This window comes from Pseudomonas sp. S37 (assembly GCF_016658545.1).
Classification (GTDB): Bacteria; Pseudomonadota; Gammaproteobacteria; order Pseudomonadales; family Pseudomonadaceae; genus Aquipseudomonas.
Map to the genome: position 1 here is coordinate 1 of NZ_JACVZC010000057.1, position 14,326 is coordinate 14,326.

Annotated in this window: 13 protein-coding genes and 1 pseudogene; 9 read left to right on the plus strand and 5 right to left on the minus strand. The window is 64.0% G+C overall.

The window, feature by feature from the left end; translation table 11 throughout:
• From IAE39_RS29705 to IAE39_RS17535, 5 genes and pseudogenes are all read left to right on the plus strand, one after another.
• Positions 1-197, plus strand: a pseudogene (locus tag IAE39_RS29705) (hypothetical protein); the annotation flags it as partial.
• Positions 198-276: 79 nt separating this feature from the next.
• Positions 277-1,188, plus strand: a complete 912-nt coding sequence (gene kdgD, locus IAE39_RS17520; RefSeq protein ID WP_201204802.1) for a 5-dehydro-4-deoxyglucarate dehydratase — start codon at positions 277-279, stop codon at positions 1,186-1,188.
• 104 nt (positions 1,189-1,292) lie between these two features.
• Positions 1,293-2,657, plus strand: coding sequence for an MFS transporter (locus IAE39_RS17525; RefSeq protein WP_201204804.1), 1,365 nt, complete (start codon positions 1,293-1,295; stop codon positions 2,655-2,657).
• Between the two features lie 78 nt (positions 2,658-2,735).
• Positions 2,736-4,289 (plus strand): galactarate dehydratase, encoded by a 1,554-nt coding sequence (gene garD / locus IAE39_RS17530; protein ID WP_201204825.1) that lies wholly within the window; start codon positions 2,736-2,738, stop codon positions 4,287-4,289.
• A 201-nt stretch (positions 4,290-4,490) separates the two neighbouring features.
• Positions 4,491-6,071, plus strand: a complete 1,581-nt coding sequence (locus IAE39_RS17535; protein ID WP_201204827.1) for an aldehyde dehydrogenase (NADP(+)) — start codon at positions 4,491-4,493, stop codon at positions 6,069-6,071.
• 154 nt (positions 6,072-6,225) lie between these two features.
• Here the strand turns inward: IAE39_RS17535 and IAE39_RS17540 are convergent, their stop codons facing one another.
• Positions 6,226-6,975: a FadR/GntR family transcriptional regulator gene (locus IAE39_RS17540; RefSeq protein ID WP_201204829.1), complete on the minus strand. Its 750-nt coding sequence runs from the start codon at positions 6,973-6,975 to the stop codon at positions 6,226-6,228.
• Between the two features lie 226 nt (positions 6,976-7,201).
• On the opposite strand from IAE39_RS17540, the gene IAE39_RS17545 reads away from it, so the two are divergent.
• Complete coding sequence (locus IAE39_RS17545) at positions 7,202-7,531, plus strand: hypothetical protein (protein ID WP_201204830.1); 330 nt, start codon at positions 7,202-7,204, stop codon at positions 7,529-7,531.
• 57 nt (positions 7,532-7,588) lie between these two features.
• On the opposite strand, the gene IAE39_RS17550 is transcribed toward IAE39_RS17545, so the two are convergent.
• From IAE39_RS17550 to IAE39_RS17560, 3 genes are all read right to left on the minus strand, one after another.
• Positions 7,589-8,509 carry a LysR family transcriptional regulator gene (locus tag IAE39_RS17550; protein ID WP_201204832.1) on the minus strand — a complete coding sequence of 307 codons (921 nt, stop codon included), beginning with the start codon at positions 8,507-8,509 and terminating at the stop codon, positions 7,589-7,591.
• A 25-nt stretch (positions 8,510-8,534) separates the two neighbouring features.
• The gene (locus IAE39_RS17555; RefSeq protein WP_201204834.1) at positions 8,535-9,509 is read right to left on the minus strand and encodes a quinone oxidoreductase family protein; all 975 of its coding nucleotides are present in this window, start codon (positions 9,507-9,509) and stop codon (positions 8,535-8,537) included.
• 106 nt (positions 9,510-9,615) lie between these two features.
• Positions 9,616-10,830, minus strand: a complete 1,215-nt coding sequence (locus IAE39_RS17560; RefSeq protein ID WP_201204836.1) for a YeeE/YedE family protein — start codon at positions 10,828-10,830, stop codon at positions 9,616-9,618.
• A 352-nt stretch (positions 10,831-11,182) separates the two neighbouring features.
• On the opposite strand from IAE39_RS17560, the gene IAE39_RS17565 reads away from it, so the two are divergent.
• On the plus strand, positions 11,183-12,091 hold the full coding sequence (locus IAE39_RS17565) for a LysR family transcriptional regulator (RefSeq protein WP_201204838.1): 909 nt from the start codon (positions 11,183-11,185) through the stop codon (positions 12,089-12,091).
• On the opposite strand, the gene IAE39_RS17570 is transcribed toward IAE39_RS17565, so the two are convergent.
• Positions 12,092-12,610, minus strand: coding sequence for a DMT family transporter (locus tag IAE39_RS17570; RefSeq protein ID WP_201204840.1), 519 nt, complete (start codon positions 12,608-12,610; stop codon positions 12,092-12,094).
• Between the two features lie 194 nt (positions 12,611-12,804).
• On the opposite strand from IAE39_RS17570, the gene IAE39_RS17575 reads away from it, so the two are divergent.
• On the plus strand, positions 12,805-13,314 hold the full coding sequence (locus tag IAE39_RS17575) for a MarR family winged helix-turn-helix transcriptional regulator (RefSeq protein WP_201204842.1): 510 nt from the start codon (positions 12,805-12,807) through the stop codon (positions 13,312-13,314).
• A 37-nt stretch (positions 13,315-13,351) separates the two neighbouring features.
• Complete coding sequence (locus IAE39_RS17580; RefSeq protein ID WP_201204844.1) at positions 13,352-14,281, plus strand: GNAT family N-acetyltransferase; 930 nt, start codon at positions 13,352-13,354, stop codon at positions 14,279-14,281.
• The last annotated feature ends 45 nt before the right edge of the window (positions 14,282-14,326 follow it).

The following is a 14,326-nucleotide window of genomic DNA, read 5'->3' on the forward strand; positions in this document are numbered from 1 at the left end:
TGTTTGTACGACGCGATATCGTGGCGTGCGCCAAGGCGTTCGCGCGCAAATGCCACAAGCATAACTGGCCCGAAACAAATGTGGGAGCGGCCTTGCGTCGCGATGCGCCGCGCGGGCGGCGCTCGATCTCTGCACCAACACAAACCTTGAACCGATCACCTGTGCGCCCTAACAAAAATTTTCTGCAAGGGGACTAGTCATCGCACAAGTTGTACGATAACTTACCTCCAACGCAAGACAACACCCTTCACCAAGCGCCACAGGATGCCAACAACAATGAACCCACAAGAACTTAAATCCATCCTCTCCCACGGCCTGCTGTCTTTCCCGGTCACCGACTTCAATGCCCAGGGCGACTTCAACCAGGCTGGCTACATCAAGCGCCTGGAATGGCTGGCCCCGTATGGCGCCAGCGCCCTGTTTGCCGCCGGTGGCACCGGTGAGTTCTTCTCCCTGGCCGCCAGCGAATACAGCCAGGTCATCAAGACCGCCGTCGACACCTGCGCCACCTCGGTACCGATCCTCGCCGGCGTGGGTGGTTCTACCCGCCAGGCCATCGAATATGCGCAAGAAGCCGAGCGCCTTGGTGCCAAGGGCCTGCTGCTGCTGCCGCACTACCTGACCGAAGCCAGCCAGGACGGTGTTGCCGCCCACGTTGAAGCCGTGTGCAAATCGGTGAAGATCGGCGTGGTGGTGTACAACCGCAACGTTTGCCGCCTGAACGCCGACCTGCTGGAAAAACTGGCCGAACGCTGCCCCAACCTGATCGGCTACAAGGACGGCCTGGGTGATATCGAGCTGATGGTGTCGATCCGCCGCCGCCTGGGCGACCGCTTCAGCTACCTGGGTGGCCTGCCAACCGCAGAAGTGTATGCTGCTGCCTACAAGGCCCTGGGCGTGCCGGTCTACTCCTCGGCAGTGTTCAACTTCGTGCCGAAGACTGCCATGGACTTCTACAACGCCATCGCCCGCGACGACCACGCGGCCGTGGCCAAGCTGATCGACGATTTCTTCCTGCCGTACCTCGACATCCGCAACCGCAAGGCTGGCTACGCCGTGAGCATCGTCAAGGCCGGCGCCAAGCTTGCCGGTTACGACGCAGGCCCGGTGCGTACCCCGCTGACCGACCTCACCGCCGAAGAGTACGAAATGCTCGCCGCGCTGATGGACAAGATGGGCCCGCAGTAAGCGCTGCCCGCGGCCTGCCACATGCCGCGCCCGGAGTGGGCCTGCCCCACTCCGGTTACAATTCGTGAGCCCGCACAAAAATAACTAGTGGGAGTACAACCAGCATGCAAGCGACTAAAAAGACGCATGTGCGCTACCTGATCCTGTTCATGCTGTTCCTGGTGACCACGATCAACTATGCCGACCGCGCTACCATTGCAATCGCAGGCTCCAGCCTGCAGAAGGACCTCGGCATTGACGCCGTAACCCTCGGTTATATCTTCTCCGCCTTCGGATGGGCTTACGTGGCTGGCCAGATTCCTGGTGGCTGGCTGCTCGATCGCTTCGGTTCCAAGAACGTCTACGCCTTCAGCATCTTCACCTGGTCGCTGTTCACCCTGTTGCAGGGCTTTGTCGGCGGCCTTCCGGTAGCTTGGGCAGTCGTGACCCTGTTCACTTTGCGCTTCCTCGTCGGCTTTGCCGAAGCCCCGTCGTTTCCGGGTAACGCCCGTATCGTCGCGGCCTGGTTCCCGACCCAGGAACGCGGCACCGCCTCGGCCATCTTCAACTCCGCGCAGTACTTTGCCACCGCCCTGTTCGCACCGATCATGGGCTGGATCGTGTTCAGCTTCGGCTGGGAGCACGTGTTCGTGGTGATGGGGGCACTGGGCATCATCTTCTCGATGGTGTGGCTGAAGACCATCTACAACCCGCGCCAGCACCCACGCATCAGCCAAACCGAGCTCGAACACATCGAGCAGAACGGCGGCCTGGTCGACATGGACCAGAAGCGCGGCAACGATGGCCCGAAATGGGGTTACATCAAGCAACTGCTGACCAGCCGCATGCTGCTGGGCGTGTATTTGGGCCAGTATTGCATCAATGCCATCACCTACTTCTTCCTGACCTGGTTCCCGGTGTACCTGGTGCAGGAACGCGGCATGACCATCCTCAAGGCCGGCTTCATCGCCTCGCTGCCGGCGGTATGCGGCTTTATCGGCGGCGTGCTGGGTGGGGTAATCTCGGACTGGCTGCTGCGCCGTGGCAACTCGCTGACCTTCTCACGCAAACTGCCGATCGTGTGCGGCCTGATGTTGTCGACCACCATGGTGTTCTGCAACTACGTCGACGCCGAGTGGATGGTGGTCGGTTTCATGACCCTAGCCTTCTTCGGCAAAGGCATCGGCGCACTGGGCTGGGCGGTAGTGGCAGACACCTCGCCGAAGCAGATCGCCGGCCTGTCGGGCGGCCTGTTCAACACCTTCGGCAACATCGCCTCGATCACCACGCCTATCGTCATCGGCTACATCATCAGCGCCACCGGTTCGTTCAAGTGGGCCCTGGTCTATGTAGGCGCCAACGCCCTGGTAGCGGTGTTCAGCTACCTGGTGATCGTCGGCCCGATCAAGCGTATCGAACTGCGCGACGAGGCCCCAAAGCCACAGGCTGAACCTGCCGCCAACGGCGAGCTGGCCAGCTCGCGCCACTGAGTGAACACGCCCGCGCCGGCTCGTCCGGTGCGGGCGGATGTACAAAAAGCCTGAGAACCTGACAAGTAGGGCCCAAACATGCAGTTGATCGAACATTCCGACTCGCCCCGCTACGTCCGCCTGCACGACGACGACAACGTTGTGGTCGTAGTTAACGACGGTGGCCTGGGCGAAGGCGCCCGCTTTGCCGACGGCCTTACCCTGGTCGAAGGCGTGCCGCAAAGCCACAAGGTTGCCACCGTGACCATCGCCAAGGGCGAGCCGGTGCGCCGCTACGGGCAAATCATCGGTTATGCGCTGGAAGACCTGCGCCAGGGCAGCTGGGTACAGGAAAGCCAGCTGGCCATGCCCGCCGCCCCGGAACTGGACAGCCTACCGCGGTGCGATGCTGTGCCACAGCCACTGCCGCCACTGGAAGGTTTCACCTTCGAAGGCTACCGCAACGCCGACGGCACGGTCGGCACGCGCAATATCCTTGGCATCACCACCACCGTGCAGTGCGTGACCGGCGTGCTGGAGCACGCGGTCAAGCGCATCCGCAGCGAACTGCTGCCCAAATACCCCAACGTCGATGACGTGGTAGCCATCACCCACAGCTACGGCTGCGGCGTGGCCATCAACGCCCGCGACGCCTATATCCCGATCCGCACCGTGCGCAACCTGGCGCGCAACCCCAACCTGGGCGGCGAAGCGCTGGTCATCAGCCTGGGCTGCGAAAAGTTGCAAGCCGGCCAGGTGATGCACGACAACGACCCGTCGGTAGATCTCAGCGACCCGTGGCTGTACCGCCTGCAGGACGCCAGCCTGGGCTTTGTGGAAATGATCGAGCAGATCATGGAGCTGGCCGAAACCCGCCTGAAGAAGCTCGACCAGCGCCGCCGCGAAAGCGTACCGGCCAGCGAGTTGATCCTCGGCATGCAGTGCGGTGGCAGCGACGCCTTTTCGGGCATTACCGCCAACCCGGCGCTGGGTTATGCCGCCGACCTGCTGGTGCGTGCCGGCGCCACCGTACTGTTCTCGGAAGTGACCGAGGTCCGCGACGCCATCTACATGCTGACTTCGCGCGCGGAAAACCAGGCGGTGGCCGACGCGCTGGTACGCGAAATGGACTGGTACGACCGCTACCTGCAGCAAGGCGCCGCCGACCGCAGCGCCAACACCACGCCTGGCAACAAGAAAGGCGGCCTGTCGAACATCGTCGAAAAGTCGCTGGGTTCGATCGTCAAGTCCGGCAGTGGTGCCATCCAGGGTGTGCTCGGCCCCGGCGAGCGGGTCAACCGCAAAGGCCTGATCTTCTGCGCCACCCCGGCCAGCGACTTTGTCTGCGGCACCCTGCAGTTGGCCGCCGGCATGAACCTGCACGTGTTCACCACTGGCCGTGGTACGCCATACGGCCTGGCCATGGCGCCAGTGGTCAAGGTGTGCACCCGCAGTGAACTGGCCCAGCGCTGGCCCGACCTGATCGACATCGATGCCGGGCGCATCGCCAGCGGCCGCTCGAGTATCGAGGAGCTGGGCTGGGAGCTGTTCCACTACTACCTGGACGTAGCCAGCGGCCGCAAGCAGACCTGGGCCGAGCAGCACCGGCTGCATAACGACATCACCCTGTTCAACCCGGCACCGATTACCTGATGCCAAGGGCTTGCTCAACGCTCAGCGGCACTACGGGACCTGTGGGAGCGAGTTCATCGAGGCGTCGAACCGCCGCGAACACCGGCAAAGCCGGTGCCAGCCACCGAGTCGCCTGCTTCGCGGGTTGACCCGCTCCCACAGGGTCAGCGCAAGCCCGCTGATAGATCATTCATCCTTCACTTACCTCTACAGGAGCACCCCATGCCTGACATCCTCGGCCACAACTTCATCGCCGGCCAGCGTAGCGCCGCTGGCGCACAGCGCCTGCAGAGCCTGGACGCCAGCACCGGCGAAGCCCTGCCTTACAGCTTTGCCCAGGCCACCGAAAACGAAGTGGACCAGGCCGCCAAGGCCGCCGCCTCTGCCTTCGCCGCGTTCCGCGCGCTGGCCCCGGCGCGCCGCGCCGAGTTCCTTGATGCCATCGCCGCCGAGCTGGATGAACTGGACGATGCTTTCGTCGCCATCGTCTGCCGCGAAACCGCCCTGCCCGCTGCCCGTATCCAGGGCGAGCGCGGCCGCACCAGCGGCCAGATGCGCCTGTTCGCCCAGGTGCTGCGCCGTGGCGACTACCTGGGCGCGCGCATTGACCTGGCCCTGCCCGAGCGCCAGCCGCTACCCCGCGTAGACCTGCGCCAGATGCGCATCGGCGTCGGCCCGGTCGCCGTATTCGGTGCCAGCAACTTCCCGCTGGCCTTCTCCACCGCTGGTGGCGATACCGCCGCTGCACTGGCTGCCGGCTGCCCGGTGGTATTCAAGGCGCACAGCGGCCACATGGCCACTGCCGACCTGGTCGGCTGCGCCATCGTGCGCGCCGCCGAGCGTACCGGCATGCCCAAGGGCGTGTTCAACATGGTGTTCGGTGGTGGCGTGGGCGAGTGGCTGGTCAAGCACCCGGCCATCCAGGCGGTTGGTTTCACCGGTTCGCTGAAAGGCGGCGACGCCCTGTGCCGCATGGCTGCCGAACGCCCGCAGCCGATCCCGGTGTTCGCCGAGATGTCCAGCATCAACCCTGTGATCATCCTGCCAGGCGCCCTGGCCAAGCGTGGCGAGGCCATCGCCCGTGAGCTGGCCGGGTCGGTGTGCATGGGTGCCGGGCAGTTCTGTACCAACCCGGGCCTGGTGATCGGCCTGCAATCGCCACTGTACAACCAGCTACTGAGCGATCTGGGCCAACACCTGGACCAACAGGCCGGCCAGACCATGCTCAATGCCGGCGGCCTGCGCAGCTACGTGGGTGGGCTGGAGCATCTGCACGGCCATGCCGGTATCGAGCACCTGGCCGGCCAGGCTCAGGAAGGCAGCCAGGCACGTGCCCAGCTGTTCAAGGCCGATGCCCGCTTGCTGATCGAGGCTGATCCGCTGCTGCAGGAAGAGGTGTTCGGCCCCACCACCGTGGCCGTGGAAGTGCAGGGCAACGACCAATTGCGCGCGGCCTTGCTCGGCTTGCGCGGCCAGTTAACCGCTACCCTGATCGGCGAGCCTGAAGACCTTGAGGCCTTCGCCTGGCTGGTGCCGCTGCTGGAAGAGAAAGTCGGGCGGATTCTGGTCAATGGCTACCCGACCGGTGTGGAAGTGTGTGACGCCATGGTCCACGGCGGGCCGTATCCGGCAACCTCCGACGCGCGTGGCACCTCGGTCGGCACCCTGGCCATCGACCGCTTCCTGCGCCCGGTGTGCTACCAGAACTACCCGCAGGCGCTGCTGCCTGAGGCGCTGCGCGACGGCAACCCGTTGGGGCTGCGGCGGCTGGTGAATGGGCAGTGGAGTGATGCGGCGATCTGAACGGTTGCCTGAAACAGGAAAGCCCCGCACATGGCGGGGCTTTTCTTTATGGCTGTACCGGCCTCTTCGCGGGTAAACCCGCTCCTACAAGGATCACCTTATCCCTGTAGGAGCGGGTTCACCCGCGAAGAGGCCGGCACAGGCGACCCTTACCTCAGGCCCCTTGCGCCTCAGCCTCTTCATGCGCCTGGCGCAAGCGCTCGCGGCTGTTGCTCAGGTGCATGCGCATGGCCATTTTCGCCCCTTCGCTGTCACGCCGGGCAATGGCTTCGTAGATCGCTTCATGCTCATGCATCAACCGGCTCATGTAATGCGCCTGGTCATCATGCGCCAAGCGCGCAGAATTCAGCCGGGTGCGCGGGATGATGCTGGTGCCCAGATGGTTGATGATGTCGGCGAAATAGTGGTTGCCACTGGCCTGGGCGATGCGCAAGTGGAACTGGAAGTCCGCCGACACCGCATCGGTGGCGTGCGCTGCACCTTCGTTGAGCTCGTCCAGCGCCGCACGCATGCCGGCCAGCGCTTCATCGCTGCGCCGCTGTGCCGCCAGGCCGGCCGATTCGATCTCCAGGGCAATGCGCAACTCCAACACCGCCAGCACCTCACGCAGGGTGACCACGGTCGCCGGGTCGATACGGAAGCCCCCGGTAGCCGGCGCATCCAGCACGAAGGTACCGATGCCATGACGGGTCTCGACCTGCCCAGCGGCCTGCAGCCGTGAGATCGCCTCACGCACCACCGTGCGGCTGACGCCCTCTTCGGCCATGATCTGCGATTCGGTCGGCAACTTGTCGCCGCGCTTGAGCTGGCCACTGCGAATACGCTCGGTCAGCACCGTGACCAGTTCCTGGGCCAGACTGCGCGGCTTGCGCCGGGTCCTTGCCTGTACCTGCTGCTCTGTCATTGCCCTGTATTTCACCTTGAAAGACAGCGCTCATCATAGCGCAAGCAGTTGTACGATCACATACTCTCGGTGCGGTATTTATCAACCACCCCGAGGTGCCGGGCCCGCCCGCGCTGGCCAGCCATCACGGCGTCGCGCATGGCCATGGCTGAGGGCAAATTGCTGGCCCCCAACCGCTGAAAGCGAAGGCAAACTCCGTTCTCCTTCAAATGCTTAGGACAGCAACATGCGCGTACTTCTAGCAACGACGACCGGCTGCCTGCTGGCCACGCTCGCTTTCGGCGCCCAGGCCAGGGCACTGAGCCAGAACGATCGCCACACCTGCGGCTGGGGTGCGCAGATAGCCAGTGAGGCCCAGCAGGCCAAGCTATCCGGGGTAACCCTGTATGCCACGCGCAAGAAACTGCAGGTGCGCAAATTCCCTAAACCATGGATGCGCATGACCGCGTTCGGCATTACCGAGCAGACGTACAACAGCCGTTCAAGGCTGAAGCCTGCGGCGATCAAGCAAACTTACTATGAACAGTGCGTACAACACGCAGTAGCAAAAAGGTAAATTGTTATTTTTCATATAGTTAAGCATATAACTTAAAGCCACTTAGGAAATAGCGCATCAAGCCCGCCAAGGGGCGCCGGCCTTGAAGCGCGCTTCCAGCCAGGCTTTGAACGCCGCCAATGCGGCAGTGTTGAGGCGCGCGGTGGGCCTTACCAGGTAAATGCCCGCCGCCACGTCCAACTGCCATTGCGCAAGCACCCGCACCAGGCGGCCACTGGCCAGGTCCTCGCCCATCAGCCAGTCCCCCCCGGCCAGAATCCCTACACCACGCCGCGCCGCTTCCAGCAGTGCTTCGTTGTCGTTGCTGCGCAGGCTGCCAGTGACCTTGACGCTCACCTGCTGCTCAGCACTCATGAGTCGCCATTCAGGAAATGAACGCAAGCCACTGAAACCTAAACAATTATGCCCAGCCAAATCGGCAGGTTTCGCAGGCGTACCCTGCCGGGCCAGGTATTCAGGCGACGCACAGAGGATTCGCACGTGGTCGCACAGCTTACCGGCCACCAACCGATTGTCGGCCAGCTCACCGATACGGATGGCCGCATCGAACCCTTCGCCGATCAGGTCGACGAAGCGGTCTGCATACTCAGCCTCCACCGTCACCTGCGGGTAGGCCAGCACAAAGTCGGCCAGCATACCGCTCAGCCAGCGCCGGCCCATGGCCCCCGGCAACGCCAGGCGCAAGCGCCCGCGCACCGTGGCGGCACCTTCTGCAGCTTCCTGCTCTGCTTCGGCAATCAGCCGGTTGGCCTCGCGCACCTTGGCCACCAAACGCTCGCCTTCATCGGTAAAGCGCAGTTGCCGTGTGCTGCGTTCCACCAGGCGAATACCCAAGCGCGCCTCCAGTGCGCTCAGGCGCTTCGACAACACTGTGGGGTGGCGCTCCAGTTGCCGCCCGGCAGCAGCAAACGAGCCCTGCTCATGCAAGGCCAGCAACGTGGCAAGTTCATCGGCGCGGCGGCTGTCGAAGGCATCCATGGCAAGGCTCGGCAGTGGAATGGGGTCAGGCAGTGAGGATCAGCGCGCCCTCCGACAGCCCCCGCTCCAGGTCCCCGTGGGCGCTGGCTGCTTCGGCCAGCGGGTAACGGCGCCAGACTCGAGGCTGGATGATACCCTCGGCGACCGCTGCCAGCACATCGGCGGCGCGCTGCTGGTACTCCTCGACCGTGCGGGTGTGCGCCGCCAGCGACGGCCGGGTCAGGTACAGCGAGCCCTTGGCATTGAGCGTGGCTACCTCGATGGCTGCCGGCGCACCGGAGGTGCCGCCGAATGACACCAGCAGCCCACGCACCCGCAGGCTGTCCAGCGAGGCCTCCAGCGACACCTTGCCCACGCAGTCGTAGACCACGTCCACGCCCTGCCCCTCGGTCAGCTCGCGTACCTGGCTGGCCAAGGTGGTCGCGTCGAACACCCGTACATGATGGCAGCCCGCCGCCAGTGCCCGCGCCACACTTTGCGGGCGCGACACCACACCGATCACCGTCGCCCCCAAGTGACGCGCCCAAGGCGCCATCAGTTGCCCCAAGGCACCGGCCGCGCCGTACAGCAGGATCTGGGTGCCCGGCCCTACCGCATAGGTGGTTTTCAACAGGTACTGCGCCGTGATGCCCTTGAACAGCACCGCTGCGGCGGCTTCGTCATTCAATGGTGGTGGCAGCTTGACGAGGCGCTCGGCCGGGAACAGTCGGCCGCTTGCATAGGCGCCGACCGGCCCCATCGCATAAGCGACCCGGTCGCCCACGTTTACGTTGTGTACCCCTTCGCCAATCGCCGCAACCCGGCCTGCACCTTCCAGGCCCAGGCCGGACGGCAACGCCAGCGGTGCCCCGCCCTTGCGTTGCAACACGTCCAGCGGGTTTACGCCCATGGCCGTCTGCTCCAGCCAAACCTGGCCCGGCCCTGGAGGCTGTGCTTGTACGTGTTCAAGCTGCATGACATCGGCTGTGCCGGTGCTGTCGAGAAAGATGCGGTTAGCCATGATCGAATCCTGCTGGGTGGATGTTCCAGTCAGGCTAATCAGGTAGATAAAACTGAACAATCAGGCGGGATGCAGATGATTCCTGCACCCCTTGCAGCTATCAGCTTCAGCAGCCAGTCAGCATCGCAGGGCGTCGCTCACCCGCAAAGAACAGCGGCCGCAGGCGCACGCCAATCAGGTTGCCGGCATAGGCCGCCACCAGCCACAACCAGCCATGCACGCTGCCCGAGGCGATGCCACTGAAGTACGCACCAATGTTGCAGCCATAGGCCAGGCGCGAACCGTAGCCCAGCAGCAGGCCGCCGATCACCGCCGCTACCAGCGACGGCAGCGGGATTTTCAGGCTTGGCGCAAAGCGCCCGGCCAGGCCAGCCGCCAGCAGCGCACCCAGTACGATGCCCAGGTCCATGACCGTGGTGATGTCCTGCCACAGCGGCGCGGCCAGGGCCTTGGCATTGGCCGGTGCCTGCCAGAACACCCAGCTGCCGACCTCCACACCCAGGCCGCTGAGGACCTTGGCGCCCCACAAGGCGAAAGCCGAAGTAATGCCCCATGGCCGCCCTGCCAGTGCCAGCGTCGCGTAGTTCAGCAGCGCCAGGGCGATGGCGCCCCACAGCAACGGCCAAGGGCCACGCAGGAAGCGGCGCAGGCCCTGGTGTGCACTGGCAACCGGAGCTTCCAGCGTGCCATGCCGGCGCTTCTCCAGCACCACGGTGGCCCACGCGATCAGGCCGAACACCGCCAGGCTCACCAACAGTGCCGGGCCCACGCCCCAGGCCTGCACGATCGAGGTGGCCGGGAACGACGGCAAGGCGAACCACCAGTCGGCATGATGGGTCGCGCTGACCGAGCCGATTATGAAGAACAGCAGGGTTACCAGCATGCGCGCATTACCGCCGCCCACGGTGAATAGCGTGCCCGAGGCACAGCCGCCACCCAACTGCATGCCGATGCCGAATATGAACGCGCCAAACACCACCGAAACACCGGCCGGGGCCACCAGGCCAGTGACCGGGTTGCCGAACAAGCTCCCTGCCGACAGCGCCGGGAAGAACAGCAGCACGGCCAGCGCCAGCATGACCATTTGCGCGCGCAGGCCCGCGCCACGGCGCTCATTGATAAACACCCGCCAGGCCGACGTGAAACCGAACGCGGCGTGGTACAGGGTCAGGCCTAGTGCAGCGCCGACCAGTAGCAGCAAGACCTGCTTGAAGCCGGCATTTAGGTTGAGAAACCCCGCACCCGCCAGTAGCAAGGCCAAGGCGATCAGGGGCGCGCCGAGGCGACGCGGTTCAGGTGTGGCAGTTGCAGAAAGACCCATCGGATTACTCGGATAACAGTGAAACGGGTGGGGAGTATACCCCCTGAAGCCGACGCGGTCCCTGCGGGAAATCAGTCAGCACTTCCGGTCTACGCTTTCGCGCAGGGAGCAGAGTCTGCTGGTGCTTCGCAGCCCCTGTGGGAGCGGGTTTACCCGCGAATGCAATGCTGATTTACCGCCGCATTCGCGGGTGAACCCGCTCCCACAGGGTCCGCGACACGCTTGCGAGCTCTGTTCTCTGCCAGACAGCGCAGCTTGCAAGGGCTGGGTGATCTCATACAGGAACCGCGCAAGGCCAAGGTATTTGTTAAGCTGATCAATAACACAAAAAGTGACCTAGGCCATTCACCCCATGGATGAACTGCGCAAGATCGACCTCAATCTGCTGCTCGCCCTGCATGCCCTGCTCAGCGAAAAGCATGTAACCCGCGCCGCCCTGCGCCTGCACCGCAGCCAACCCGCGGTCAGCCACGCCTTGGCACAACTGCGTAAACACTTCGACGACCCCTTGCTGGTACGCCAAGGCGGTGGCATGGCCCTCACCACCCGCGCCCAGGCGCTGGCCCAACCGCTGCAGGATGCCCTCGGCAACCTCAACAACCTGCTGACGGCCCCGCAATTCGAGCCGGCCAAGGCCCAACGCCGTTTCCGGCTGTCGCTATCCGATTACTCCTCGCGCCTCATCCTTCCACCCCTGCTGCGCCACTTGCGCCAGGTAGCGCCCGGAATCGATCTGGCCATCAGCCAGGCCAGCCGCGAAACCATGCTGGCGCAGTTGCTCGACGGCGAACTGGACCTGGCCATGGGGCTGTTCCCAGATCTACCGCAGGACATCACTGCCCAGCCGCTGTTCGCCGACAGCTTCATCAGCGTTGCCGATAGCCAGGTGCTGCCTGCCAGCGGGGAACTGGCCCTGGACGACTGGCTGGCACGCCCGCATGTATTGATGGCCATGCGCCCGGACGCTTTCGATGAAATCGAGCGGGCGCTGGCCGCCCAGGGCTTGCGCCGCCGTATCGCCCTGGCCTTGCCACACTGGAGCGCGGCGGTCGAGGTATTGGCCGGTACCGACTTGGTCCTGACCGTGGCCAGTCGCGCGGTGGGATCACTGCACCAGCACCCGAGCCTGCGCCAGTTCACCCCACCACTGGCCATTCCCTCGTTCGACTACCAGCAGGCCTGGCACAGCCGCAAGGACAGCGACCCTGGCCACCGCTGGCTACGCGAAACCGTGTGGGCCTGCAGCCAGCCAGGGCGCTGATCAGCCTTCTGGCTGTTTCACTGTCGCAGCACTGCTGGCCAATGGACCTGCCGTCCAGTTGCCCTGTACCAACAGCACGCCACACAGAATCAGCACTACACCCGCCAACCTGGGCAAACTGAGCGGTTTGCCACCCAGCCCCATCACGCCGAAGTGATCGGCGAGCACTGCCGTGATGATCTGCCCCGCCACTACCAGCACCAGAAAGCCCGCAGCACCCAGTTTAGGCGTAAGCGCCGCCGCGCCGGCCACGTACATTGCCCCCAGTACCCCGCCAATCCACAACCACCAGGGCCCTTGCAAGGCCTTGCTCACATCTGGCACTGGCACCCGGAGTATCAGCAGCGCAGCAATGACCACCAGCGAACTCACCGTCAACGAGGTAAACGCACCCCACAACCAGTGCCCCAACGCACGCCCGACGGCAGCGTTGCCTGCCGCCTGGAACGGCAGCACCGCACCGGCAAGCAGCGCCATGGCCACCGGCACTCCCAGCACAAGCATTGTTTTACTGAACATGGCCACCCTCTTCTCAGCTGTCGTTTCCGGCCATCATCCCTAATCAGTTTTGCTGATGGAAATCAAAATCCTGCACCACAAGTATTCGTAACATGCATGATCTGATGGGCCCGGCATTAACGCGCATGCTGCTGTATTCGCCCTGTAACATCGATGCTGTTGACTTACTAAGGCGCCAAGATAAACTGTGCCTTATGAATATTCTTGAGAACAAGCATCACATCATGCTCGATGCGCTGGCCGACGCCCCCGTCGAGGCCAGGCAGAGCGTGAGATTGTGTTTCGAGCTGTTGTCCGCGGCGGCGGCAATCAACCGTGTGTGCGCCGTGCGGCTGGCACGCCATAACCTGTCGGAGGGGCGGTTTGCCATCTTGCTGACGCTGCAGGCGGCAGGTGGCCGGCTGGCACCGCTGGAGCTGGCAACACGCCTGGCCATCACGTCCGGCACCGTGACCGGCCTGCTGGACGGCCTGGAAGGCGACGGTTTCGTCAAGCGCCGCAAGGATGCCCATGACCGTCGCAAGTTGAGCATCGGCCTGACCCCGGCCGGCATAGCGGTACTGGACGCGGTGTTTGCCGAGCATACCGACTGGATCGGGGCGATCATGCAAGCACTGGACAACACGCAGCGGGACGCCTTGTCCGCCACGCTGCAGGCACTTTCGGCAAGCCCTGCCCTGGCGCTGCCACCCGACAAAGGCTGAAGCCGCAGCACTGGGCAATTCCACAAGGAGGTGGACGATGTTGCACAACCACAGCGTATTGGCCCGGATCGGCAGAAAGCCTCGGGTGCACAGCGAGCGTGACCGGGTAAGCCGCGGCCAACCCTGGCTGGAAGCCTGCCTGCCGGCAGCGCTATACCGGCGTCTGTTCATACGGCGCCTGGCCCGCCAGCCGCTGGCCATCGACGGTTTCAGTTTCCGCCCGGTGCAGGCTCTTCACGAACTTGAACAGGCCCTGCGCCTGGTCAATGACAGCTATGCCCGCCGCGGTATCGCCACGGTCTGTCGCGCAGGCATGCGCTTTTCACCGTTTCACCTGCTACCTGGCACCACGACCTTCGTGGCCCTGAAGGACGACCAGGTGGTGGGCACCGTGTCATTGATCGAAGATTCGGCACTGGGCCTGCCGCTGGAAGACGTGCACGTCAACGAGGCCGTGCTGCAGCGTCTTGGCGGCCTGCACCTGGCCGAAGTCGGCACCTTGGCGGTCAGCAACCAGTACAAAGGCAAGGGCGTACCGCTGATGCTGTACAACGCCATGTTTCGCTGGGCCATGGACCATCGCCGGGTCGATGCCCTGCTGATCGCAGTACACCCACGCGCGGCAGGTTTCTACCGCAATGTGCTGTTCTTTTCGCCCATTGGCCCGGTGCAGACCTACACCAAGTTCAACAATGCACTGTCGCAGCCGCTGGCCCTGAACCTGCGTCAGGCGCGCCAGGTGTTTGCCAGGGTCTACCGCAGCCCCAGCCTGAGTTTTACCGTCGAGCAACAGCGAACTGACCTGTTCGACTTTTTCTGCGCACAGCCTTATCCGCATATACAGCTTCCTTGCGGTCAGGCTCAAACAACCTGGGCCACGGACGACGTGCTTACGCACATGGCCCGTTGCGGCAGCTCGCCGCATCACCTTTCGCCGCGAGTACGACGGGTACTGCAACTGGGCTGAGCAGCCCGCCTCGCGTTCCACACCACACGGCTTTCATGGAGGATA

Excerpts from the sequence above, each read along its gene's own strand:
- kdgD (WP_201204802.1), top strand. The coding sequence starts at position 277 with ATGAACCCACAAGAACTTAAATCCATCCTCTCCCACGGCCTGCTGTCT.
- IAE39_RS17525 (WP_201204804.1), top strand. The coding sequence starts at position 1,293 with ATGCAAGCGACTAAAAAGACGCATGTGCGCTACCTGATCCTGTTCATG.
- garD (WP_201204825.1), top strand. The coding sequence starts at position 2,736 with ATGCAGTTGATCGAACATTCCGACTCGCCCCGCTACGTCCGCCTGCAC.
- IAE39_RS17535 (WP_201204827.1), top strand. The coding sequence starts at position 4,491 with ATGCCTGACATCCTCGGCCACAACTTCATCGCCGGCCAGCGTAGCGCC.
- IAE39_RS17540 (WP_201204829.1), bottom strand. The coding sequence starts at position 6,975 with ATGACAGAGCAGCAGGTACAGGCAAGGACCCGGCGCAAGCCGCGCAGT.
- IAE39_RS17545 (WP_201204830.1), top strand. The coding sequence starts at position 7,202 with ATGCGCGTACTTCTAGCAACGACGACCGGCTGCCTGCTGGCCACGCTC.
- IAE39_RS17550 (WP_201204832.1), bottom strand. The coding sequence starts at position 8,509 with ATGGATGCCTTCGACAGCCGCCGCGCCGATGAACTTGCCACGTTGCTG.
- IAE39_RS17555 (WP_201204834.1), bottom strand. The coding sequence starts at position 9,509 with ATGGCTAACCGCATCTTTCTCGACAGCACCGGCACAGCCGATGTCATG.
- IAE39_RS17560 (WP_201204836.1), bottom strand. The coding sequence starts at position 10,830 with ATGGGTCTTTCTGCAACTGCCACACCTGAACCGCGTCGCCTCGGCGCG.
- IAE39_RS17565 (WP_201204838.1), top strand. The coding sequence starts at position 11,183 with ATGGATGAACTGCGCAAGATCGACCTCAATCTGCTGCTCGCCCTGCAT.
- IAE39_RS17570 (WP_201204840.1), bottom strand. The coding sequence starts at position 12,610 with ATGTTCAGTAAAACAATGCTTGTGCTGGGAGTGCCGGTGGCCATGGCG.
- IAE39_RS17575 (WP_201204842.1), top strand. The coding sequence starts at position 12,805 with ATGAATATTCTTGAGAACAAGCATCACATCATGCTCGATGCGCTGGCC.
- IAE39_RS17580 (WP_201204844.1), top strand. The coding sequence starts at position 13,352 with ATGTTGCACAACCACAGCGTATTGGCCCGGATCGGCAGAAAGCCTCGG.